Annotated in this window: 18 protein-coding genes and 2 riboswitches; of the genes, 7 read left to right on the top strand and 11 right to left on the bottom strand. The window is 61.3% G+C overall.

What is annotated here, in order from left to right:
• Positions 1 to 80: 80 nt before the first annotated feature.
• Positions 81 to 2,390, top strand: a complete 2,310-nt coding sequence (locus tag J4D25_RS14385; protein WP_057714558.1) for a fatty acid cis/trans isomerase — start codon at positions 81 to 83, stop codon at positions 2,388 to 2,390.
• A gap of 237 nt (positions 2,391 to 2,627) precedes the next feature.
• Positions 2,628 to 3,212, top strand: a complete 585-nt coding sequence (gene nfuA / locus J4D25_RS14380; RefSeq protein ID WP_008059275.1) for a Fe-S biogenesis protein NfuA — start codon at positions 2,628 to 2,630, stop codon at positions 3,210 to 3,212.
• A gap of 209 nt (positions 3,213 to 3,421) precedes the next feature.
• Here the strand turns inward: nfuA and cobM are convergent, their stop codons facing one another.
• From cobM to J4D25_RS14360, 4 genes are all read right to left on the bottom strand, one after another.
• Positions 3,422 to 4,168 (bottom strand): precorrin-4 C(11)-methyltransferase, encoded by a 747-nt coding sequence (gene cobM, locus J4D25_RS14375; RefSeq protein ID WP_057714560.1) that lies wholly within the window; start codon positions 4,166 to 4,168, stop codon positions 3,422 to 3,424.
• Between the two features lie 81 nt (positions 4,169 to 4,249).
• The gene (locus tag J4D25_RS14370; RefSeq protein ID WP_057714561.1) at positions 4,250 to 4,663 is read right to left on the bottom strand and encodes a cobalamin biosynthesis protein; all 414 of its coding nucleotides are present in this window, start codon (positions 4,661 to 4,663) and stop codon (positions 4,250 to 4,252) included.
• Positions 4,660 to 5,367, bottom strand: a complete 708-nt coding sequence (locus J4D25_RS14365; RefSeq protein WP_057714563.1) for a CbtA family protein — start codon at positions 5,365 to 5,367, stop codon at positions 4,660 to 4,662. The genes J4D25_RS14370 and J4D25_RS14365 overlap by 4 nt, the downstream gene beginning before the upstream one ends.
• A gap of 11 nt (positions 5,368 to 5,378) precedes the next feature.
• Positions 5,379 to 5,570, bottom strand: coding sequence for a CbtB-domain containing protein (locus J4D25_RS14360; RefSeq protein WP_057714565.1), 192 nt, complete (start codon positions 5,568 to 5,570; stop codon positions 5,379 to 5,381).
• A 120-nt stretch (positions 5,571 to 5,690) separates the two neighbouring features.
• Positions 5,691 to 5,917: riboswitch (cobalamin riboswitch) on the bottom strand.
• 211 nt (positions 5,918 to 6,128) lie between these two features.
• A riboswitch (cobalamin riboswitch) is annotated at positions 6,129 to 6,342 on the top strand.
• Positions 6,343 to 6,444: 102 nt separating this feature from the next.
• On the opposite strand from J4D25_RS14360, the gene cobW reads away from it, so the two are divergent.
• The 4 genes from cobW (at position 6,445) to J4D25_RS14340 (ending at position 13,179) form a co-directional block, all read left to right on the top strand.
• Complete coding sequence (gene cobW, locus J4D25_RS14355) at positions 6,445 to 7,515, top strand: cobalamin biosynthesis protein CobW (protein ID WP_057714567.1); 1,071 nt, start codon at positions 6,445 to 6,447, stop codon at positions 7,513 to 7,515.
• Positions 7,516 to 7,518: 3 nt separating this feature from the next.
• Complete coding sequence (gene cobN / locus J4D25_RS14350) at positions 7,519 to 11,355, top strand: cobaltochelatase subunit CobN (RefSeq protein ID WP_057714569.1); 3,837 nt, start codon at positions 7,519 to 7,521, stop codon at positions 11,353 to 11,355.
• Between the two features lie 151 nt (positions 11,356 to 11,506).
• Positions 11,507 to 12,514, top strand: coding sequence for an ATP-binding protein (locus J4D25_RS14345; protein WP_057714571.1), 1,008 nt, complete (start codon positions 11,507 to 11,509; stop codon positions 12,512 to 12,514).
• Positions 12,515 to 12,633: 119 nt separating this feature from the next.
• Positions 12,634 to 13,179: a VWA domain-containing protein gene (locus J4D25_RS14340; RefSeq protein WP_057714573.1), complete on the top strand. Its 546-nt coding sequence runs from the start codon at positions 12,634 to 12,636 to the stop codon at positions 13,177 to 13,179.
• 254 nt (positions 13,180 to 13,433) lie between these two features.
• Here J4D25_RS14340 and J4D25_RS14335 read toward each other — a convergent pair whose 3' ends face one another.
• A complete protein-coding gene (locus tag J4D25_RS14335; RefSeq protein WP_057714575.1) occupies positions 13,434 to 14,657 on the bottom strand; it encodes an NADH:flavin oxidoreductase/NADH oxidase family protein in 1,224 nt (407 codons plus the stop codon).
• Between the two features lie 76 nt (positions 14,658 to 14,733).
• Between J4D25_RS14335 and J4D25_RS27000 the strand changes: the two genes are divergently transcribed.
• A complete protein-coding gene (locus tag J4D25_RS27000; protein ID WP_258536544.1) occupies positions 14,734 to 14,859 on the top strand; it encodes a hypothetical protein in 126 nt (41 codons plus the stop codon).
• Here J4D25_RS27000 and J4D25_RS14330 read toward each other — a convergent pair.
• The 6 genes from J4D25_RS14330 to wecB form a co-directional block, all read right to left on the bottom strand.
• Positions 14,853 to 15,578 carry a hypothetical protein gene (locus J4D25_RS14330; RefSeq protein ID WP_079246742.1) on the bottom strand — a complete coding sequence of 242 codons (726 nt, stop codon included), beginning with the start codon at positions 15,576 to 15,578 and terminating at the stop codon, positions 14,853 to 14,855. The two genes, J4D25_RS27000 and J4D25_RS14330, sit on opposite strands and share 7 nt — an antisense overlap.
• A 186-nt stretch (positions 15,579 to 15,764) precedes the next feature.
• Positions 15,765 to 16,841: a diguanylate cyclase gene (locus J4D25_RS14325; protein ID WP_057714580.1), complete on the bottom strand. Its 1,077-nt coding sequence runs from the start codon at positions 16,839 to 16,841 to the stop codon at positions 15,765 to 15,767.
• Positions 16,825 to 17,703 carry a DUF4434 family protein gene (locus J4D25_RS14320; RefSeq protein ID WP_057714582.1) on the bottom strand — a complete coding sequence of 293 codons (879 nt, stop codon included), beginning with the start codon at positions 17,701 to 17,703 and terminating at the stop codon, positions 16,825 to 16,827. The genes J4D25_RS14325 and J4D25_RS14320 overlap by 17 nt, the downstream gene beginning before the upstream one ends.
• The gene (locus J4D25_RS14315) at positions 17,703 to 20,867 is read right to left on the bottom strand and encodes a tetratricopeptide repeat protein (RefSeq protein ID WP_057714584.1); all 3,165 of its coding nucleotides are present in this window, start codon (positions 20,865 to 20,867) and stop codon (positions 17,703 to 17,705) included. The genes J4D25_RS14320 and J4D25_RS14315 overlap by 1 nt, the downstream gene beginning before the upstream one ends.
• The gene (nrfB, locus tag J4D25_RS14310; protein WP_057714586.1) at positions 20,864 to 23,038 is read right to left on the bottom strand and encodes a cyclic di-3',5'-guanylate-activated glycosyltransferase NrfB; all 2,175 of its coding nucleotides are present in this window, start codon (positions 23,036 to 23,038) and stop codon (positions 20,864 to 20,866) included. The genes J4D25_RS14315 and nrfB overlap by 4 nt, the downstream gene beginning before the upstream one ends.
• Positions 23,035 to 24,186 (bottom strand): non-hydrolyzing UDP-N-acetylglucosamine 2-epimerase, encoded by a 1,152-nt coding sequence (gene wecB / locus J4D25_RS14305; RefSeq protein WP_057714588.1) that lies wholly within the window; start codon positions 24,184 to 24,186, stop codon positions 23,035 to 23,037. Before wecB ends, nrfB begins: the two co-directional genes overlap by 4 nt.
• Between the last annotated feature and the right edge of the window lie 88 nt (positions 24,187 to 24,274).

Raw genomic sequence — 24,274 nt, 5'->3', positions numbered from 1 at the left:
TTGCATGAATATCGTTCATGTTGGTTAGGGTGACAGACCGGTAGAATCGCGGCGTTTTTTCAGGATTCGGGACCAGGGACATGTCGTATCGCTTCGTCATCGGCACATTGCTGCTGTTTTTAAGCTGGGGCGCCGTGGCGCAAGGCCCGGCGATTTCCTCTGCCATTTCACCTGTTATTTCCTACAGCCGCGACATTCAACCGATCTTCACTGAAAAGTGCGTGGCCTGCCACGCCTGCAATGACGCCGCCTGTCAGCTCAACCTGGGCAGCGGTGAGGGCGCGGTGCGGGGCGCGACGAAAGTCCCGGTCTACGACGGTGACCGCCGCCAGGCGGTTGCACCGACCCGACTGTTCTATGACGCTTCCGGCAAACAGGCCTGGCAGCAAAAGGGCTTCTATTCGGTGCTCGATGCCCAGGGCAACCAGGCCGCACTGATGGCGCGGATGCTGGAGCTTGGCCACAAGACTCCGTTGCAGCCCAACGCGAAGCTGCCGGAAGACATCGTCCTGGGCCTGAACCGGGAAAACATGTGTGCCATGCCCGCGGAGTTCGACGGCTATGCCGCCAAGCATCCGAAGGAGGGCATGCCGCTGGCAGTGACCGGCCTGACCGACCAGCAGTACCAGACGCTGCAACGCTGGCTGGCGGCAGGCGCGCCGATCGATCAGCAGGCGCTGGCGCCCAGCGCCAGGGAAGCCTTGCAGGTGGTGCAATGGGAAAACCTGCTCAATTCACCGGGAGCCCGGGAAAGCCTGGTGGGGCGCTGGCTGTACGAGCACTGGTTCCTGGCCCATCTCTACTTCAAGGACGGTGACCCTGGGCATTTCTTCCAGTGGGTGCGTTCGCGCACCCCGACCGGCCAGCCGATTGACCTGATCAACACCCGTCGCCCGAACGATGATCCGGGCACGCAGTTTTACTATCGCCTGTGGCCGGTACAGGGCGTGATCGTGCACAAGACCCACATCACCTATCCGCTGGGTCCGACGAAGCTGGCGCGGGTCAAGAGCCTGTTCTACAGCGGCAACTGGCAGGTCGACGCATTGCCGGGCTATGGACCGCAGAGCCGGGCCAACCCGTTTGCCACTTTCGAAGCGATTCCGGCCCAGGCGCGCTATCAGTTCATGCTCGATAACGCCGAATACTTTGTGCGCACGTTCATTCGTGGGCCAGTGTGTCGCGGCCAGATCGCCACGGACGTGATCCGCGATAATTTCTGGGCGCTGTTCCAGGCGCCCGAGCACGACCTGTATGTCACGGATCCGAACTATCGCGGGCAGGCCACGCCGTTGTTGGCGATGCCGGGGCAGAACGATGATGTCGGCAGCGTCCTCAGCCTGTGGCACGACTACCGCGACAAGCGTAACGAATATGAAGCCTTGCGCCGGGACAGCTACGCCGATGAACCAGCACCGAGCTGGTCGACCCTGTGGGCCGGCAACGACAATGCGTTGCTGAGTATCTTCCGCCATTTCGACAGTGCTTCGGTGACCAAAGGCCTGATCGGTGAGGTGCCGCAAACGATATGGCTGTTCGACTATCCGCTGCTGGAGCGCACCTACTATCAACTGGCAGTGAACTTCGATGTGTTCGGGAACCTGTCCCATCAGGCTCAGACGCGCTTGTATTTCGACTTGATCCGCAACGGTGCCGAACAGAATTTCCTGCGCCTGATGCCCGCCGACTCCCGGGATGACTACCTTGATGACTGGTATCAGAATAGTGGCAAATTCAAGATGTGGCTCGACTACGAGACCATCGACGACGACAAGCCGACCGCGCTGAAGCTTGACGCGCTGGACCCCAAGCGCGACTTTGCCATGCAGTTGCTGGCCCGTTATGGCGATCTCAATGCAAGGCCCGACCCGATCAATCGCTGCGACGGCGCTTACTGTTCGCGGCCAAACATCGATCCGGACCTGCAAAGTGCCGAGCAGGCATTGAGCCGCCTCACTTCGCGTCCGGCCGCCGGACTGAAGGTCATCGATCAGTTGCCGGAGGCTACGCTGCTGCGTATTGAAACCGGCAGCGGCAAGCGTGAGGTCTACAGCCTGTTGCGTAACCGTGCCCACAGCAACGTGGCGTTTTTGCTCGGTGAATCATTGCGCTATCAACCGGGGCTCGACACCCTGACGATTTTCCCGGGTGTGCTCAGCAGCTACCCGAACTTCATGTTCAACATCCCGGCCGGGCAAGTTCCGGCGTTTGTGGATGCGATGGAAAGCGCCAAGGACACCGACAGCTTCGAGAAAATCGTCGAACGCTGGGGAATACGCCGCAGTCATCCGCAATTCTGGGCTTATTTCCATGACCTGAGCCGCTACATCCACGAAACCGATCCGGTGGAAGAGGGCGTGCTGGACATGAATCGCTACGAGAACCTCTGAACCACCGCAGATCCCCTTGTAGGAGCGAGCTTGTGTGGCGAGGGGGCTTGCCCCCGTTGGGTCGCGAAGCGGCCCTAAAAAATGGGACCGCTGCGCAGTCCAACGGGGGCAAGCCCCCTCGCCACATAAGCCCACTCCCATAAGGGGAATTGTCGGAATCTTTCCCGACAAAAATACTAGGACTTTGTCCGGCGCGTTGATTGGCGTAAACTGCGCCCAAGCCTGCGAGGAGTTTCCATGACCGCTATTACCATCACTGACGCCGCCCACGATTATCTGGCTGATCTGCTCTCCAAGCAGAACACCCCGGGCATCGGCATCCGCGTCTTCATCACCCAGCCTGGCACCCAGTACGCCGAAACCTGCATTGCCTACTGCAAGCCGGGCGAAGAAAAACCCGAAGACACCGCGCTGGGGCTGAAAAGCTTCACTGCGTACATCGACCACTTCAGCGAAGCCTTCCTGGACGATGCCGTTGTCGACTACGCCACCGACCGCATGGGCGGCCAGCTGACCATCAAGGCGCCAAACGCCAAGGTACCGATGGTCAACGCCGACAGCCCGATCAACGAGCGCATCAACTACTACCTGCAAACCGAGATCAACCCGGGGCTGGCCAGCCACGGCGGTCAGGTCAGCCTGATCGACGTGGTCGAAGACGGCATCGCCGTCCTGCAGTTCGGTGGTGGTTGCCAGGGCTGCGGCCAGGCCGACGTGACGCTGAAGGAAGGCATCGAGCGCACCTTGCTCGAGCGCATCCCGGAGCTCAAAGGTGTTCGCGACGTGACCGACCACACGCAGAAAGAAAACGCCTACTACTAAGGTGTTCGCTGCGAAATCAAAAAACGGCGCCCCGTGAGCGCCGTTTTTTTATGGGTGATTGGAAACCTGTGGCGAGGGGGCTTGCCCCCGTTGGGCTGCGAAGCGGCCCTGGTTTTTTTTACGGGTAAACAGGATTTGCGACGGCTACGCCGCCGAACGGGGCGGTGCGGCGATCCGACAAGCCCCCTCGCCACAGGGTTGGTGGTGAATCAGGGCCTGTAAAGATGCGCATGCCCTGCGCGATACAGCGATGACTCGCTGAAGTGGTCACTGCCCAGCACCCGACCCACCAGAATCAACGCCGTACGACGAAATCCCTTCGATTCAACCTTCCCGGCAATATCTGCCAGCGTGCCCACCACCCAATCCTGATCCGGCCAGCTCGCGCGGTGGACCACCGCAATCGGGCAATCGGCGCCGTAATGGGGCAGCAGTTCCTCGACGATCTTCGCCAGGTGACTGACCCCCAAATGAATTGCCATGGTCGCGCCGTGCTGCGCCAGGCTGGAGAATTCCTCTCCGGGTGGCATGGCGGTTTTGTCGGCGTAGCGCGTCAGGATCACGCTCTGCGAAATGTCCGGCAGGGTCAGTTCCGCGCCCAAGAGCGCTGCGCAAGCGGCTGCGGCAGTCACGCCGGGTACGATTTCGAACGCAATGCCCAGTTCACGCAGATAGCGAATCTGCTCGCCAATGGCGCCATACAGGCTTGGATCGCCAGAGTGCACCCGGGCCACATCCTGGCCTTTGGCGTGGGCGGTCTTGATCAGGTCGATGATCTGTTCCAGGTGCAGTTCGGCGCTGTTGACCACCTGTTCGGCACAGTGACCTTCCAGTACGGCGGCCGGCACCAGTGAGCCGGCATATATGATCACCGGGCAACTGCGAATCAGCCGCTGGCCCTTGACGGTGATCAGTTCGGGGTCGCCGGGACCTGCGCCAATGAAGTAGACGGTCATCGTCGGTTCCTGTGGGAAAAAGGGGCTGAACAGGCCTTCAGATGAAGAATGTTCATGATCAAAGGCGGGGATTATCGGTTTTTACGCAGCACCAGCCAATGCCAGGGTTGCCTGGGCATATTTTTGTCGTGGAATCAGCAGTTTTGCCGGGGCCTGGGCCAGTTGTTCGGCCAGGGCCAGTGCGGCGCTTTCCGCAACGCCGTAGCAACCGGTGCGCTCAAACGCTATTTGCGATTGATGGCTGAGTTGCGGTTCATAAGCGGCCAGTTGCTCACTGCTGAAATACGTCAGTTCCAGGCCGAGTTGCTGAGCCAGTTCGATCAGTGCAGGTTCGTCGCGCTTCGAATCGATGCTGGCCAGCGCCTTGATTTCATGACGAGCTATCTGGTGCGCCTCCAGCGCCTGATCGAGCAGCGCCAGCAACGTGCTGACGGGGCAGCCCCGTTGGCAGCCCAGGCCGACCACCAGGGTCGGCGCTGTGCTGACGTCAGTCATGCGTTGTATTGACCATCGCTTTTGCGACGGAACAACCAGGCGCTGATCAGGCCCAGGGCCAGCCAGAATGCCACGTTGGTCAGTTGCGAAGCGATTTTGAACCGGGTTTCCAGCGCCTCTGGAGCAAGCATCGAATGCACCTCCGGTTGCGGCGCGCCAATCACATGGGGAACGGCGAGGATCGCCGCGCCGAGGACTTTCATCAGCCAGTGACGGCTGAACACGATCAGCGCAATACCGACGGCGGTGGAGGCGGCGGTACCGACCCACCACAGTTGCCGTTGTGCCAGGTCGGCGGCGGCAGTGCCTGGCAATTCAGGTGGCAGGCCTAGGGTCGGCGCGAGCACGAAAGTCGCGTAACCAGCCAGGCCCCAGAGCAGGCCTTGAGAGGTTTTGGTCGGCGCACGCAAGGTGTACAGGCCGGCCAGCATCAGGGCGAAACCGACCGCCACCACCAGGTTGCCACCAGTGGTCGACAGCACGCGCTGCCAGCCATCTTCCGGCTCCCAGGCTTGTGCATCATGAGTGTGAGCAGCCATCGCACCGTCGGCGTGTTCATGCATTTCAACAGCGGCCGGTTCGGCTTTTTCGTAGGTCTCGGCCTGCAAAATCAGCGGGGCGACCCAGAAACTTTGCAGCAGAGTCAGCAACAGGGCGGCCAGCAGCCCGGTGAAACCTGCGGTTTGCGCAATACGCTTGATCATGTCGACAGCTCTCAATGGCACGGGAACGCGGAGCTGTGGCGGGTATCGTGGGCGGCGTTGTGCACCGCTTCGATGTGCGAGAAACCGGCGAAATACACAAGGCACGCGCCCAGGATCGACGCGCAGACGGCAGCGGCCAAACGTTGGGTCAGGGTTGAGGTGGTGCTTGCGGCTGTGTGTTCGGCGCTGCTGATGATCGACATGGCGTTTCCCTCTGGTCTGTCAGCGGGGAATAAGAGCGCATGCAAAACCCCGCACGACCAGGCGCGCAAGGTTTCAAACAGCGCCCGCCCACCGCGGGTTTGTTGGTTCAGTGATCGTACTGGTCACTTTGTGTTGCGGGCCGGTCTCCGGGCTCACGAGGGGCAAAGGCTTGCGCCTGGACCTGAAAGCATCACCTTCCCATGCCGCAGTGGCACAGTGGATCTGACGCTTCGCTCGCTTACCGTTGCGGGGGCAGCACCGGACTGACATGGCTTAAGAGTAAAGCACATGATTCACCGGTTTCCCGTTTCACCCTGTGAAGGGCACCCGTAACAAGGTGTGTAGGAGAGCATGGGCGGGGGTTGGGCGTCAATTGGCAGGGGTTCTCGTTTGAGTTTCTGTGGCGAGGGGGCTTGCCCCCGTTGGGCTGCGAAGCGGCCCCCATACTTTTATCCAGACAAAGCGTGCACTCTGGATTTGCGACGGCTTCGCCGCCGAACGGGGGCAAGCCCCCTCGCCACAGGGATCGCAAGCATTGACCCGCCCCAAGACCATGCGTAGCCTTGCGCTTTCGAGGTTCTTCGGCGTTTGTCGAAGCTAAGAAGGGAACGCGGTCAATGCCGCGGCTGCCCCCGCAACTGTGAACGGTGATGTTCGTTGCCACGCCACTGCTGACTCAATCCATGAGGCCGGCGGGAAGGCGCAGCGAATGCCAGGCTCAAGCCCGGCACACCGTCAGCCAGGAGACCTGCCTCGTCACAGATTCTCACTTTCAACCGGGCGGGGTGATCCGGTGGCGAACTCTTCAGGCACGCGCGTGCGCGTTGCCGGTCGTCGTCCCGTATGCCCGCCAGCTTAGCCATAGGGCATCCGATGAAAACACTGGCCAAACTCCCCGTCACCATCGTTACAGGCTTTCTCGGCTCGGGTAAAACCACGCTGCTGCGCCACATGCTCGACAACGCCCAGGGTCGCCGCATCGCGGTGATCGTCAACGAATTTGGCGAGTTGGGCATCGACGGCGAAATCCTCAAGCAATGCTCCATCGGTTGCACCGAAGAAGAAGCCAACGGCCGTGTCTATGAACTGGCCAACGGCTGCCTGTGCTGCACCGTCCAGGAAGAATTCTTCCCGGTGATGCGCGAACTGGTGGCCCGTCGCGGCGATCTCGACCACATCCTCATCGAAACGTCCGGTCTGGCGTTGCCCAAGCCGCTGGTGCAGGCCTTCCAGTGGCCGGAAATCCGCAGTGCCTGCACGGTGGATGCGGTCATCACCGTGGTCGACAGCCCGGCCGTGGCCGCCGGCACCTTCGCCGCGTTCCCGGATCAGGTCGACGCCCAGCGCAAACTCGACCCGAACCTGGACCACGAATCGCCGCTGCACGAACTGTTCGCCGACCAATTGGCCAGCGCTGACCTGGTGATCCTCAACAAAACCGACCTGATCAACCCGACGGACCTGGCCCGTGTGCGCCTGGAAGTCGCCGAGGAATTGCCGCCAGCGGTGAAAATCATCGAAGCCAGCAGTGGTCGCCTGCCGCTGGACGTGCTGATAGGCCTCGGTGTCGGCTCCGAAGAACACATCGACAGCCGCCACAGCCACCACGACCATCATCACGATGGCGACGACGATCATGATGACCACGATCACGACGCCTTCGATTCGATCTCCATCGAACTGCCGCAAGCCGACGAAAGCCTGCTGCTGGACGCGCTGACCCAGTTGGTGGTCCAGCACGGCATCCTGCGCGTCAAGGGCTTTGCGGCGATTCCGAACAAGCCGATGCGCCTGCTGATCCAGGGCGTGGGTACGCGTTTTGACAAGCATTTCGACCGCCAGTGGGGCGCCGAAGAGGCGCGAGTCTCTCGCCTGGTGCTGATCGGCCAGAAACTGGACGCCACTGTTCTCGAAGCGCAATTGCGCGCCGCGCTCAGCGTGTAAGCCATGCACCTGCTCAGGACCCAGCCCGGCGGTTTCGTGTCGGATGACAACATTGCCGACCTTGGACAAACCCCCGCCGAGCTGGTGGTCCTTTGCAGCGGCGATTCCAGCCTGGCGCTGCTCGCCGAAGCGGCGCAGCAGTTGCCCGACGATTACCCGAGCGTGCGCCTGGCCAATCCGATGCAGGTGCAGAACCATGCCTCGGTTGACCTGTACGTCGATGAAGTCTTGCGCCACGCCAAGGTCATTCTGATTTCGCTGCACGGCGGCATCGCCTATTGGCGTTACGGCATCGAGCGTCTGGTCGAGCTGTCGCAGCGCGGCGTGCAACTGATTCTGGTGCCGGGTGATGATCGCCCGGACCCGGAGCTCAGCGACTTGAGCACCGTCGGTGCCGAGGATCGCGACCGGCTCTGGCAGTTTCTGCGTCAGGGGGGCATGGGCAACGCCCTCGACTTCTTCCGCTGCCTGGCCAACCGCTGGCTGGCGCGTGATTACACCTGGGGCGAACCGCAAACCCTGCCACGCACGGCGATTTACCATCCGCACAAACATTCTGCCGCACTGAGCGACTGGCAGGCCGACTGGCACGCCGATCAACCCGTGGCGGCGGTGCTGTTTTACCGCTCGCATTTGCAGGCGGCGAACACCGCTTTCATTGATGTTTTTTGCCAACGGTTGCAGGCAGCGGGGTTGAATCCGTTGCCGATTGCGCTGGCCAGCCTGAAAGAGCCCGGCTGCCTCTCGGTGGTCGAGGACTGGCTGGATGAAGTCGAAGCTTCAGTGATTCTGAACACCACTGGCTTCGCTCAATCCAGTCCGGAAGCACCTCATCTGCGCCCGTTTCGCCGCAATATCCCGGTGATCCAGGCGATTTGCGCCCAGGACAACGAACCCGGCTGGCGCGCCAGCGAACAGGGGCTTGGCCCCCGTGACCTGGCGATGCATATCGCGTTGCCTGAGCTGGACGGGCGCATCATCAGTCGCCCGATCAGCTTCAAGGACCTGGCGTGGCGCAGTGAGCGTAGTCAGTCGGATGTAGTCTGCTACCGGCCACAACCGGAGCGCATGGACTTCGTTGCCGAACTGGCGTGGCGCTGGATCGATCTGGCGCGGGTGCCCAATGCAGAAAAACGCATTGCCTTGATTCTCGCCAACTACCCGACCCGCGACGGTCGCATCGGCAATGGCGTCGGCCTCGATACCCCGGCAGCGGCGTTGAATATCCTGCGGGCGTTGCATGCCGACGGTTATCCATTACCGGCTGAGTTACCAGACAGCGGCACCGCGCTGATCCAGCAGTTACTGGGCGGCGTCAGCAACGACCTCGATACCCTTGACCTGCGTCCGTGCCAGCAAAGCCTGGGCATGGATGATTATCTAGTGATGTTCAACGCCCTGCCTGAAGCCAATCGCGCGGCGGTGCTCGAACGTTGGGGGGCGCCGGAAAGCGACCCGATGTGTCGCAGCGGGCGGATGATGATCGCCGGCCTGCGTTTTGGCCTGACCTTCGTCGGCATTCAGCCGGCCCGGGGTTATCAGGTCGACCCGAGCGCGGTGTATCACGACCCGGACCTGGTCCCGCCCCACGGCTACCTGGCTTTCTACTTCTGGCTGCGCAACACCTATGGCGCCCACGGCGTGATCCACGTCGGCAAACACGGCAACCTCGAATGGCTGCCGGGCAAGGGCGTGGGACTGTCGGAACATTGCTGGCCGGATGCGCTGCTCGGGCCGCTGCCGAACATCTATCCGTTCATCGTCAACGACCCGGGCGAGGGCGCCCAGGCCAAGCGGCGTACCCAGGCGGTGATCATCGATCACCTGATGCCACCGCTGACCCGCGCCGAAACCTACGGCCCGCTGCGCAACCTCGAACTGTTGGCCGACGAATATTACGAAGCGCAGCTGCTCGATCCGCGCCGCGCCCTAGAGTTGCAGCGCGACATCCTGCAACTGGTGCGTGACACCCACATCGACCGTGAACTGCAACTGGACGAACAACTCGACAGCGATGCCGATGCGGCGATCTGGTTGCCGCGACTCGACACTTACCTGTGCGACTTGAAGGAGTCGCAGATCCGCGACGGCCTGCATGTGTTCGGCGAATCGCCCATCGGGCGATTGCGCATCGATACCTTGCTGGCGCTGTTGCGCATTCCACGGGGCGATGGCCGGGGTGCGCAGTCGAGTCTGCTGCGGGCGCTGGCCAAGGCCTTCGGACTAGGATTCGATCCGCTTGATTGCGCCTTGGCCGAGCCGTGGATTGGACCACGACCTGAACAACTGCAAGTGCTCGGCGACGAACTTTGGCGCACCACAGGCGATACCCGTGAACGTCTTGAGCTGTTCGCTACACAACTGATCTCACAGACATTGAACTGTAGGAGCGAGCTTGCTCGCGATGGTGTGTCAGTCGACACCAAGGTGGCTGACACACCATCGCGAGCAAGCTCGCTCCTACAGGAGTCGGGTTGGTCTGAGGTGCAAGCCATCCTCGACAGCCTGCGCGAAGTGGTCGCGCCAAGGCTGGACGCCTGCGGTCCGGCGGAAATGCGCGGTTTGCTTGACGCGCTTAGCGGTCGCTTCGTCCCGGCCGGTCCCAGCGGCGCGCCCAGTCGTGGTCGTCTTGACGTGCTGCCCACCGGGCGCAACTTCTATTCGGTGGACGTACGCAACCTGCCGACCACCACGGCGTGGCGCATCGGGTTCCAGTCGGCCAACCTGATTCTCGAACGGCACCTGCAAGACCACGGCGATCATTTGCGCCAGCTCGGCTTGTCGGTGTGGGGTACCGCAACCATGCGCACCGGTGGCGATGACATCGCCCAGGCGATGGCGCTGATGGGCGTGCGTCCGGTCTGGGCCACCGGCAGCCAGCGGGTCGATGATTTCGAAATTCTGCCGTTGAGTTTGCTCGACCGCCCGCGGGTGGACGTGACCTTGCGTGTGTCCGGTTTCTTCCGTGATGCCTTTGCCAATCTGATTCGTTTGTTCGACGCGGCGGTGCAAGCGGTGGCCGATCTCGATGAGCCGGACGACCTGAACCCGTTGGCGGCCAAGGTACGCGCCGAGCGTGCAGCCTTGCTGCAGGCGGGGCTCGATGAAGACGCAGCGCGACGTCAGGCCGGCTGGCGGATATTCGGGGCCAAACCCGGTGCCTACGGCGCGGGTGTGCAGGGCGCCATCGACGGTCGCCTTTGGCAGAGCCGCGAGGACCTGGCCGAGGTCTACCTCAACTGGGGTGGCTACGCTTACGGCGGTTCCGACGAAGGCACCGCCGCCCGCGAACAGTTCAGCCAGCGCCTGAGCCAGGTACAGGCGGTGCTGCAAAACCAGGATAACCGCGAGCACGATCTGCTCGACTCCAACGATTACTACCAGTTCCAGGGCGGCATGCTCGCGGCGGTGGAGAGCCTGAAAGGCGAGGCGGCGGCCAGCTATCATGGCGACCACAGCCAACCGGACCTGCCGAGGATTCGCACCTTGAAGGAAGAGCTGAACCGGGTGATCCGCTCCCGGGCGGCCAACCCGAAGTGGCTCGAAGGCGTTAAACGTCACGGCTACAAAGGTGCGTTCGAAATGGCTGCGACGGTCGACAACCTTTTCGCCTTCGACGCCACCACGCAGTTGATTGACGATCACCAGTACGCGTTGCTGGCCGATGCCTATTTGCTCGATCCGGGCACCCGGGATTTTGTCCGCGAACACAATCCCCATGCCTTGCGCGACATGACCGAGCGCATGCTCGAGGCGCAACAACGGGGAATGTGGAAGGAGCCCGGCGAGTACCGCGAGGCGCTGGAGAATCTGTTGCTCGATATAGAGGAAGACAGCTAATCACCGCAAATCCTGTGGGAGCGGGCTTGCCCGCGAAGGCGTCAACACAGTCGACATCGATTTCGACTGTCAGGCCGCCATCGCGAGCAAGCTCGCTCCCACAGGGTTTGAGGTGGCTGTGACGATCACCGACCATGACCGAGATAGAACAATGACCGACACCCCGCATTTCCCGCTCTGCGCCGTGGTCGGCGCCGACGATTTGAAGCTGGCCCTGTGCCTGACCGCCATCGACCCGAAAATCGGCGGCGTCCTGATCGAAGGCCCGCGGGGCATGGCCAAGTCGACGCTGGCCCGCGGTCTGGCGGATCTGCTGGCCAGCGGTCAGTTCGTCACCTTGCCGCTGGGCGCCACTGAGGAGCGGCTGGTCGGCACCCTCGATCTCGATGCGGCACTGGGCGAAGGTCGCGCACAGTTTTCCCCCGGCGTACTGGCCAAGGCTGACGGTGGCGTGCTCTATGTCGACGAGGTCAATCTGTTGTCCGATCATCTCGTTGACCTGCTGCTCGATGTAGCCGCCAGCGGCACCAATCTGGTGGAGCGTGACGGCATTTCCCATAGGCATTCGGCAAAATTCGTGCTGATTGGCACCATGAACCCGGAAGAGGGAGAACTGCGTCCGCAATTGCTTGACCGTTTCGGTTTGAACGTCGCCCTCGGTGGTCACACCGCGCCGGTCGAGCGCGGTCAGATCATCCGTCGTCGCTTGGATTTCGACGCCGACCCGCAAGGTTTCTGCGCCGAATGGGAATCCGCACAGGCGACTCTGCGTGACCGTTGCCAGAACGCACGCAATGCACTGGCAAGCATTCCCCTCGACGACCAGGCGCTGGCACACATCACCGAACGTTGTTTCGCCGCTGGCGTCGATGGTTTGCGCGCCGATCTGGTCTGGCTGCGCGCTGCCCGGGCTCACGCTGCCTGGCGCGGGGCGAACGCCATCGCCGAGGAAGATATCGACGCAGTCGCCGAGTTCGCCTTGCGCCATCGCCGTCGCGAACATTGCGCACCGACGCCTCAGTCATCCCAGGCGACGCAACACTCGGTGCCGCAGCACGCCAACCCGGGCGAAGGGCAGGGCCAGTGGGGCGAGTTGCCTGCCCAAGCGCTGGCGGTCGGTGCACGACGTGAAGTGCCGAGCTGGCCAAAAAAGCCCTAGGCATTCGCCCACGCTCCGATGCGGGGGCGAATGCCAGACCCCGAGCCGGGCGGCTGGACCACGGCAAACAGGGTAAGCGTCATACGGCCCGTAGCGGCTCGGTCAACTGGCCTGGCACATTGCTCAATGGCCGACCGCGTCAGCGCGACGACCTGTTGTTTCAGCTGCGCACTCGCTCGCCCCACGAACTGTGGCTGGTGATCGTTGATGCCTCTGCATCGACCCGCCGTCATCAGGCATTGAGCGATGCCAAGGGCTTGCTGGCGCAGTTGTTCGACGATGCCTATCGCCAGCGTGCGCGTCTGGCGCTGCTCACAGCCAGCGGTGCTACACCGAAGTGGCAGGTGCAGGGATTGAAGGCCTCGACCGGGTTGCGCCATTGGCTCGATGGCCTTGGCGCCGGGGGCGGCACGCCGTTACTGGCCGCGTTGGGCGAAGCGGGGCGATGGCTTGGTGCACGGCAAAAGCGTTTTCCGGCAGAGCAGCAGCGGTTGTTGCTGGTGACCGATGGACGGCTGAAGGACTGGCCGTTGTTGCCCGTGCTGGAGTGCCCGGGGTTATTGATCGACATCGAGCGCGGGCCGATCCGGCTCGGGCGCAGCAGGGTGTTGGCGACGCAGTTGCAGGCCGAGTATCGGCACATTGACGAGCTGCTTCCTGGCTGAAGTTTACTTTGTCTGCACGGGCCTCATCGCGAGCAAGCTCGCTCCCACATTGGTCCGGGTGAACACAAAGTCTGTGAACACCGAATGATCCCTGTGGGAGCGAGCTTGCTCGCGAAAGCGGAGGGTCAGTCAACATCAATTTCGGATTACTCCCACATTGGTCCGGGTGAACACAAAGTCTGTGAACACCGAATGATCCCTGTGGGAGCGAGCTTGCTCGCGAAAGCGGAGGGTCAGTCAACATCAATTTCGGATTACTTGCCCATCGCCTGCCGATACTGCCGGGTGCGCTTGCCAATGTACAACCGGTCGAGAATCAACGCCCACAACGCCGAGACTTCAGGCCGGGTTTTGCGTCCACGGCTCAAGCGATGCAGCTGGAATTTGACCACCGCCATGCTCGCCAGCGCCGCCAAGGGCTTGCGTTTCCAGCGGATCGGCGGCAGTTGCGGATGGCTGTCCTGGCCTTCGCGCCAGTGCTTGACCAGGTGTGGCTCCACAGCGAGCGCGGTGCCGATGCCGGCCATGGCAAGGCCGCTGTCGAGGACCTGTTCGACGATTGCCAGACGCCGGATCCCGCCAGTCACCATCACCGGCATCCGCGCCACGCTGGCCAGTTCGCCGGCCATTTCCAGAAAGTACGCCTCCCGCGCCAGGGTTCGGCCGTCGCGCGCCTCGCCTTGCATGGCAGGTGCTTCGTAACTGCCACCGGAGAGTTCCAGCAGGTCGATCGGTTGTTCGTTGAGCCACTGGATCACTTGCCGTGCATCATCGGCATCGAAACCACCGCGCTGGAAATCTGCTGAGTTGAGTTTTACCGACACACAAAATTGCGGCGACACCGCTTGGCGAACCGCCTCGACGACGGACAACAGCAGTCGCGCACGATTTTCCAGGGATCCGCCCCATTGATCGGTGCGCCGATTGGTCAGCGGCGAAAGGAACTGGCTGATCAGGTAGCCGTGGGCGGCGTGGATTTGCACGCCGGTAAAACCGGCTTTCTCGGCCAGTGCGGCGCTGGTGGCGAAACGTCGGATCACCTCCTGGATGTCGTCCGCGTTCATGGGTTTGGGTTCGGCGAACATCCTCGAGAACGAGCCCAGATCCAGCGCAACCGCCGACGGCGCCAGAGCTTGCTGGCCAAGGTTGGCCATGGTCTGGCGGCCAGGATGGTTGAGCTGCACCCAGAAATGCGCACCGCCGGCCCGACCAGCGCTGGCCCACTGGCGGAAGCGCTCCAGGTGGCGCTCGTCTTCCAGCGCTACTCCGCCGGGACCGGTCATGGCGCGACGGTCGATCATTACATTGCCGGTCAGCAACAAGCCGGCCCCGCCCTCGGCCCAGGCCTGATACAGACGAAGCAGGGCCTTGTCGGGTACTTGATCGGTATTGGCGAGGTTCTCTTCCATCGCGGCTTTGGCAATGCGATTGCCGATGGTCTGGCCGTTGGGCAAATTCAACGCTTGAAAGGGCGACATGCTTGGCTCCTCGTAGTGATGAGCAGAGGCTAACCTTAAAGTTAACTTTAATGTCAAGCAGATAATTGGGCCCGCAATGAAGATCGGTGAATTGGCGCAGTTGAGCGGGTTGACCGCATCGCGGATGGCCCCTGGCAAGGCGCAGTTGCCGGGCTGGATCGACACCCTCCAGGCCCGGCCCGAAGGGGATTTTTACTATTGAGCGGGCAAAACAGTTTGAGTGACAGGGTAGGCAAAAGACTCAGTGTTATCGATAGTCGCAAAAACGGTTTGCTCCTCTCCCGGCTTTATGGGAGCAGAAACGTTTCGTAAGAAGCTGATGTATCGGTCTGGCCTCCAGCGGGTTGTACTTAAACCCATGAAAGACGGGAGCAAGGTAGCCCCAGTATAAAATTCCCCAGGTGAAACAGAGAAAATGGTGGTAACGGAGGTTTTGATTGGAAAAAAGATCGCGCCGGGATAAGTGCCACATAACGGATAGCCCGGAGCTCCTTGTGAACATTTTGACGGTGGCTCCTGGCCGACTACCAGTTTGGTGGGCGGTGAACTTACACCCGTTACCACAACCGAAAATGAAATGCCCTTGCCTGGCAGGTTTTGCAGATTCAATTGTGACATCGTGAAGTTACCGTTAGACAGCGTGGATACCTGCTTCAAAATGACGTCATCGCTGGTTTTCGCCGTTACCATGAACGGGCCTGTAGCCGTGGTCCCAACGATCGTGCCCGAGATGGATGTGGCACTTTTTGAAAGCGGTGTCGTGATGCAAACTTCAGGGCCATTCTGGCCGATGTACTTTCCATTGACCAAGCTGCTGCACTCTTCGCTGACCGTGGAAACAGTCGCGTCCGGATCAATATTGCAACCCGTTAAACCCATCCCCAGCGTCGCGCAAACAAATAAAGTTCTCGCCGTATTCATGTTCGATCCCCTTTGGTTTCGATAGTCAGATGCGGCGCCAGTATTTCCTTGCCTACTCAGAAGCGTCTACTGTCATATTTGACAGTAGCAAGCAGATTGGTCGGGTTTAAACAGATCTTTTTTCGATGGCACACATCGCTCGGTTAGCGATGAGGAGGCGCTTTGCAGTAGGTGGGATAGATAGCTTTATTGATGAAATGTGTAGCGATCCTTCCCGGTATGTTTTGACTCATACAAGGCCGCATCGGCCTTGATCAGCGCCTGGTTCAATGTGTCACCGTCGAGCACCCGGGCCAGGCCGATACTGATGGTCACCGGGTGTCGAGTGGGTTGCTCGCGTACCACTCGACACAGGTCGCCGGCCAGCGTCTCGACGTCTTCGCGGCTAACCCCGGCCAGGTAAATCGCGAACTCCTCGCCACCCAATCGCGCATATTCGTGGTGGGCCGTCACCGACTTGATGTCCTGCGCGATGCGCTTGAGCACCTCATCGCCAATGTCGTGGCCGTAGACGTCGTTGACCTTCTTGAAGTTGTCGATGTCGATCATCGCCAGGTAGTGGTCGTTTTCCCGCGGCACGCTGTTCAACTGCAGGCTTGCGCGGGTCATGAACGAACGGCGATTGGGGATTTCGGTGAGGGTGTCGATGTAGGCCTGGTCCAGCAGCAGCCTGGACATGATGAAGTTGTTGAGCTTGGCCTTGTGCAGCGTCAGGAAGCTGTAGAGGGTCAGGCCGCAGATAAATGTCGTGTAACTGAGGGCCATCACGCCCCCCAGTTCAAACTGTTCGATACCGGTGTTGTAGAAGGGATTGAGAAACCACCAGGTCACCAACTGCGCGGCAAAGAATGACCAGCGGCTCAGCGGCAACACCGAGGCTGTGAACAGGGTGGCCGAAGCCGCCAGCAACAGCCAGGCCGGTTGGTGGTCGTTTCCCAGGCCTTCGATGAGCAGCCGCGTGCCGAAGGCAATGGTGAGCACAAACAGCAGGTTGAGTTTCTGGAAGTGCCGGGCGTCGCGGATAAACAGCAGAATGATGACGAGAATGGTGAAGACACCGAAGAACACCAGCGAACGCCAGGTGAATGGCTGCCCGCCGATGAAACTCAGGATCAGGTCGTAAGCAACCCAGACCACAATGCTGGCGATGTAGATCAGTACGCAAAATGTGTGCAGCCGATCGAATTCATGTTGGAGGAACTCGGCCTTGAGCTCAGCCGGCGCCGATTTTTTGAGCACTTCGTCTTCAATGGTTTTGTACATCGCCGACCTTGCCCTTGTGCTGGTTGTCGAGAATCACCTTGCCCCAGGGTCGGTAGCGCAGGGAGAAAACCGATGTCGGGTGGCAACCCGGTGAAGAGGTTTGTGGCGGCATCGGTTCGGCACGGAAGGGTTGTCCGGCAGCGCTGACTTGCCGGAAGGCTTCCCTGACGATGCCGATGGAGCAGGGCAGCGCATTGGCGTAGCCGGTGCGAATCAATGGTGGCAAGCGTCCGGTGCCGGCACCGTCTTGCCACCACACCTGGATTCCGGCGTTCGCCAATTCCCCCAGCCATTGGCCATTCACTTGTGGCGCGAGTTTGCCGACGTTGAACACGCTGATGTGCAATGGTGCGTCGAGCTTGCCGGAAAAATCCTTGAGCTGGCGTTGCAATCTTTGTCGGCGATCCAGCGCCAGAAAGTGCAGGTCATCCAGTTCCATGGGCAGATACCAGCCGCTGACGGGGAGTTTCCAGTCCTTGCGCAGTTTCTGCTGCCGGGCCAGCGACTGCCCCAGTTGCGTCTGCCAGTACGTTGCCAGCCCGGCACTGTCAAGCTCATTGATACGCTGGTAATAGGCCGGGTCCATGTACAGGCCCAGCACCAGTTTCAGGCCTTGGGCCTGGGCCTGTTTCAGGCTGCGGGCAAGCCAGCCGTCGGCACCGCCGAAGTCCGAATCGCCGTAGGCCGTCCACTGTACGATCACCGTGTGCACGCCCTGGCGGGCGCTGTCCTGCCAGATCCGCTGCCATTGCGCCTGGCTCAGGTTGGCATCGACATTGAGCGGTTGATAGAAAATCCGTTCGTCGGCATGGGTCGCCGCGGCGCCCAGCAACAGGCACAAAGCCAAAAGAAGTCGCTTCATCAGAAATTCAACTCCACGCCCACCAGCACGCCGTTGCCGCCTTCATACAGATTGCCACCCAACGCTTGTTGATACTCGGTGCGCACCGTCAAGTGCGCGCGATAGGCGTTGTAGACATCGTCGTCGAACCACCATTGCCAACGCAGGCCCAGACCGGTGCGCAGATCCTGGCGCCAGTCGTTGCTCGGGTCCTGGGTCGCGAATTCGAGAAAGCCGTACGGCATGATCGTTTGTGCGCCGTTGAACGGAAGTTTCCAGGTGTGCCCTTGCTGGAAGCGCGACAACCATTGATGGTCGCCGGCCTTGGTCCACCACGCCGCGTCGAGGTAGAGGAAGCGCTCCTCCCAGTTGCTTTCATCGACCCGCCAATCGTTGCGGAATCGACCCTGATCAAGGAACGACGCGGTTGTCCGCAGCAGGTAGTCGGTGGTGGTGTGGCCATCATTGCGGTGATCCTCGGCCTGATCGGACACCTTGTCGGGGACCAGCATCTGGCCGAGGCTCAGGCCATGGTTGTCCTGATCATCGAACTGGCTTTGCTTGTAGATCTCACCATAGAAGTTGATGTTGGCGGTGCCCCAGGGCTTGTAGCGCAGGCCGACGCCGGTACCCAGGGATTCGGCATAGCTCGACCTGCCCACGCCGCCAAGCAACACGCGGCCATAGACCGACAGCGTGCTGCCGGCGCGGCTGGGTTCATCGCCCAGTGCATGGTCCCACATGGCCAGTTGCACGTTCTGTGAACTGGAGCGTCGCTGTGTGCCGATGCTGTCGTCGGGACGCAGGATGTCGTTGGTCGATATCCCGGCCGGTGACCAGGTGCTGGCGATGGTGACTGTGTCGCGACGGGACAGGCTTTCGTGGGCGCGACGCTGGCGATAGCGGCGCGCTTCCATGCTGCCATCCTCGTCATCGGCGGCCACCGGGTTCTGCTCCAGATCGATCACCCGGCGCAGTTCCTTGCGCGCCGAAGCGCTGTCTTCGACCTCGTCATAACGCCAGGCCAGGGTTTCGCCGAGGCGATAGTCTTCCGGGAAATCCTGGGTGGCGCGTTGCAGATACGGGATGGAACCGGCGCGTGCTGCCTTGGTCTCGGCACCGGCCAGGCGCACGCCGTAGTCGGCCCGATAACGGGGATTGTCCGGTTCGCGGCGCGCCGCTTCGGCAAGCCATTCGGTACTTTGTTGCAGGTCGCCGGCCTTTTGCGCCGTGACCGAGGCCGCATAGTAATGCTCGGCATCCGGTACCAGCTGCAGGGCGGACCGCTGGCGTTGCAGCGCGAGGGTGTGATCGCCCTGGGCATCGGCAATCGCCGCGCCCAAGGTCCACTCATTGGCACCACGGGTGCGGCTTAGTTGCCAGTAGCGTTCAGCTGTTTGCGTGTCGCCGATATTCAGGGCGCCGCGGCTGGCGGTGAGGCGGGCATTGTCGCTGAGTTCGGTATCTGGAATGCTGCGCCAGATGGCCAGGGCACCGGCCGAGTCTCCGGCCGCCTCCAGGGCGTAGGCGAGTGGCAGGCGAGTGTTCTGGTCACCCATTTTTTCGGCGGTCTGGTAATACACTACTGCTTCGCCGGGGCGCTCGGGCATTGCACAACGGCCGAGGGCGCGGTAGTCGCCCGCAGCTTGCGGGAGATCACCGATGGCCTGTTGAACCGCGCCGCACTGGCCGTTTTCCGCCAGTTGCGCCAGCAGTTGCCCGCGAGTGGCGGGGTCGACGCGCTTGAGCAGCGAAACAATGCGTTGCTGTTGTGCCGCGGTCGGTGTCGACGCGGCATACAACCCCGCCAACCTTTGCAGCAGGGGCGTCGGCAGCTTGCCGCCGTGGCGGTCGAAGGCGCTCTCGAGCAACTGTTGCGCATGTTCACGATGGCCGGCATTCAGCGCCAGGTAGGTAGCCTGGTTGAGCGAATCGAGGTTGCCGGTCTGCTGGTAATGCCGCTCCCAGAATGCCGCCGCTTCGGTATCGTGATCCGATGCCTGGAGCAGTTCAGCGCGGCGTTTGACCACGTCGGCGGTCTGCGGCTGGCTGGCGAGGTAGGCCATGACTTTGTCGCTGCGGCCTTCCTCCTGCCAGACGTCGAGCAGGTGTTCGCGGCGTCGCGTGTCCCAAGGCTCCGGTAGACGGGTCGTTTGCAGCAGGTCGGTGGCTTGCAGGCGCTGGGCGAGGACCAGCCAGGCCTGCGGGTTTTCTTCGGGTTGGCAACTTTTCAATTGGCTCAGCGCAGCTTGCGGATCACGACGCGACAGCCAGTCGGCGGTCTCCAGGCATGGCCGCTGCAACTCACCACTCAAGCGTTGTACCGTGGCGCTGTCGCCGGTTTGCCGCGCCAGTTCCCACAGACGCTGGCGTTGCGCCGGGTCGGCAAGATCGGCAGGCGGCAGCGATTGCATCCAGCGCTGCGCCTGCTGGACCTGGCCCATGGCAATCGCCCGGTCGACCATGGCCAGCCGGGTCTTGCGCGCGGCTTCCGGGCTTGGCGCTGTTTGTAGCAGTTGCTGCAAGGATTGCTCGTCGAGGCGTTGCACGTAGGCGTTGGCCAGGCGTTGCCAGCTTTGGGCATCGAGTTGTTGGTTAGCGGCCAGTGGCGCCAGTTCCTTGATGGTGCCATCCCAATCGCGCAGTTGCTCGGACCAGTTGGCCCGGGCCTGTTGCAGCGCTTGCTCATCACCCTTGGGTGGCAGTTGCGCCAGCCAGTCATGAGCCGAAGCCGCGCCGCCGCGCTTGGCCAGGCTCGCGCTGTAGGCCTGCCACAGGCGCACGCGATGCTCCAGATTGCTGGAGGCTATCCATTGCTCCACCTGTTTTCTGTCCGGCGGATCCTGTTCGATCCAGGCCAGGCGCAGGTTGAGCAGGCTATCGCTGTTGGACGGGGTATCCGGCAGCGCTTGCAGGGCATCTTCGTAGCGTTGCTGCTTGACCAGCGATTGCACCAGTAACGCCCGTGCTTCATCGTTTTGCGGCACTTTGCTCAGCAGGTGGCGCATCAGCCGTTCGACTTCCTTCCAGTTGCCGTTTTTCGCTTCGCGGTAACTGCGGTCCATATAGGGGTAACTGCGGAACTGATCGAAATCGGTCAAGGGTTCGGCTTGCACCCACGCCGTGGTGTTCAGACAGAGCAACAGGCTACCGGCCATCAAGGTCTGACGATGGACAGGCTTCATGCGGCCTCCCGGGCAATGCAGTACGCTGCGTGCTGCTCGCTCGTCTGATCGACCAGGGCCTGCTCGAGGATTTCCTGTGTGATCATGCCGCGTTCAATCAAGTGTTCACCGAGAGACATTTTTTCCGCATCGAAATCGATCAGCGCCTGATTGAACAGGGTTGGCGGCACCATGCCGCGTACTTGCAACAGATTGCCCAGCAACACTTGGTGATGGCTGACGCGCTCAATCAGGTCTTCGTCGTCCTGATTTTGCTCAAGCACCTCAAGCATCTGATGCACTTCCTCGCTTTGACGAGGGCTGGCGTACCAGTAGCGGATCCCCAGCGTCACCCGGCCTTGTGGTGCAAGTCGGCAACGCACCGGGCGTTTCAGTTGACGGCTGATGGCGCCCAGGGACACCTGGCTCACCGGACCTTCGGAGGCCAGCACCAGGGTTTCGTTCTCCTCGGCGACCGGCAACACGCCGTAGTGTGTAGCGATTTTGCGCGGCACGGCTTCGATCAGGCGTTTGTCGAGCTTGAACGGATTGAGTGGCGCCCATTCCAGGTCCAGTTGTTCGGCCAGGGCCTGCACCAGTTGCGTGGTGTCGATGTGCCCGCGCAGCAGCAGTTCCTGACCCAGGCGTCGGCGTACCGGGTTGGTGATCGCGGCTTCGAGTTGATCTTCAGACAGCAGGCCTTTTTCCACCAGACGATGGCCCAGCGGGGTGCGCTGGGCTTCAGCCAGGGCCGGAAACTCATGGGTGGTCTTGTCCCAGGCGACGCGACGCGAATCGCCCATTTCCATCACCTGGCGCAACGCCCGAACGTTGGCGAAAAAATTCACGAAATTGCTCCACACCATCCGGGGCGCCGACAGCAGTCCTTCGCCGAGTCCGTAAAAACGGGTGACAAACCAACCGCGCTGGAATAGCCGGTTGAGCAGCATGAAGCCATTGAGCCACAGCAGGCCCGCCAACAACGTGCTATCAGAGAGGATCGACGGGAACCGCCAGACGTTCGGCGAGATCACGGTGACCAGCCACATCGCCAGCAACACCACCAGCAGTATGTTCACCAGGAAGCTCAACAGGTACGCAATCAGGCCACGGCGGTCGCGCCACAGAAAATAATTGAGCAGGCCTTTGCTGCTCCAGCCCAGATTCTTGGTGCCCTGGAACACGATGCCGACGATCCAGCGCGACTTCTGCCGGATCGCGTACTGCAAGTCCCGGGGAAAGTGCTCGCGCACACAGATCACCTGGGAAAAGGCGCGGTCCATGCCGAACACCCATGGTTGTTCCAGTGCCAGTTTCGGGTCGGTCACCGAATAGCGGGCAAAGATGCACTTCATGCCTTTTTGCTTGAGGCGGAAACCGATGTCGTAGTCTTCGGTGAGGCTCTGCACGTCGAAGGCGATACCGTCACCGTCTTCGAGCAGGGCACTGATGGCCTTACGGCTGAAACAGGTGCCGACCCCGGCACTGGGCACTTGCCCGGTCAGTGCTTCACGCACGATGACGTCCTTGCCATGGTTCTCGGCGAACTCGTCGACGTAGTGCCCGGCAGTGAAGCCATGCCATTCCGGCGCGTAGGGATAGACCGGAATCTGGATCAGGTCCTTGGCCGGCAGCAGGTAGTTGAACAGGCGCAACTCCATGGGCGAAATCACGTCCTCGGCATCGTGCAGGATGAAGCCGGCGAACTGGATCTTTGCATCGTTTTCAAAGCGCAGGATGGCGTCGATCACGTTGTTCAGGCAGTCAGCCTTGCTGGTAGGACCGGGACGGGCGCACACCACTTTGTGCACGTTGGGATAATGCAGGCACACCGCATCGACGTCGGCCTGGGTCTCGGCGTCGTTGGGGTAGGTGCCGACGAAAATCTGATAGTTCTCGTAGTCGATGGTCGAGGCGGCCAGGCGCGCCATTTCACCAACCACGCCGACTTCGTTCCACGCCGGCACCATGATCGCCAGGGGTTTTTCGCCGATGGAATACAGCCGTTGCTCATCGGCTCGGTCGAATTTTTCATAGATCCGCCAGCGCCGGATCAGCTTGCGGGTCCAGTACACCAGGTCGATGAACAGGTCATCGAGGCCGAGTATGAACATCAGCAGGGCCAGGGTAATCGCGAGGTATTTGAGACCGAACAACACATAGGCAAAGAAGTCGACAAACACCAGGCTCATACGGCTTTACCCGCCGTGCGGTGTTTGAGCCAGATGCCGAGGCGATTGGCGATGCGTTCGCTGGCGTGTCCGTCGCCATAGGGGCTATGGACCCGGCTCATTCGCTGGAAGGTGGCTTCATCATCGAACAACAGGCTCGATTCCCTGACGATGCGGTCGGTGTCGGTGCCCACCAGCACCACGGTTCCGCCTTCGAGCGCCGATGGCCGCTCCGTGACATCGCGCAGCACCAGAAGCGGCTTGCCAATGGCTGGTGCTTCCTCCTGGATGCCACCGGAATCGGTGAGAATGAAATAGGCGCGGTCCATCAGCCAGACGAAATGCTGGTAATCCTGCGGTGCCACCAGATAGATATTGGGTTTGTCCGAGAGGACGCTGTAGACCGCCTTTTGCACCTGCGGATTGAGGTGCACCGGGTAGACGAATTGCGCATCGGGATAACGTTCGGCAAGGGTGGCCAGAGCCAGGCAGATGTTGCGAAAACCGCCGCCGAAATTCTCCCGGCGATGCCCGGTGATCAGCACCATGCGCCTGTTGTCGTCGAGCACCGCCAGCGGCGAGTCGGCGGCCGGGTGCCAGTGGATTTCCTGTTGGTGTTTGCGCATCCATACCAGCGCATCGATCACCGTGTTACCGGTGACCTCGATGTTGGCCTTGGACACACCTTCGCGCAGCAGGTTGTCCTGGCTGATGGTGGTCGGCGCGAAATGCAGGTCGGCGATGACACCGGTCAGGTGCCGGTTGGCTTCCTCAGGCCAGGGTGCACGCAAGTTACCGGTACGCAAACCTGCCTCGACGTGGCCGATGGGTATCTGGCGATTGAAGGCGGCGAGGGCGGCAATGAAGCTGGTGGTGGTGTCGCCGTGTACCAGCACGATATCCGGATGCACCCGCTCGTAGGCTTTGTCGAGATGCCCCAGCAATTGTTCGGAGAGACCGTTGAGGGTCTGGCCCTGGGTCATCACCTGCAAGTCTTCATCGACCGTCAGCTCGAACGAGTCGAGGACCTGCTTGAGCATTTCCCGGTGCTGGCCTGTGGAGCAGATGTTCAGGGTTATACCTGGCCAATTGCGCAGGACCCGTGCCAGGGGGGCCATCTTGATGGCCTCCGGACGCGTACCGAAAACCATCATGACTTTAAATGACATCAACCCTCCTGGGACCGCGCACGCCGAACACGTCACGGCTGCTAAAACCGGTAATTTCCTGAACATAGAATAAAGCAGTCGGGTGGGC

This window comes from Pseudomonas sp. GW456-L13 (assembly GCF_017350115.1).
In the GTDB taxonomy this organism is placed as follows: domain Bacteria; phylum Pseudomonadota; class Gammaproteobacteria; order Pseudomonadales; family Pseudomonadaceae; genus Aquipseudomonas; species Aquipseudomonas jessenii.
This window is presented reverse-complemented; position numbering and strand designations above follow the sequence as displayed.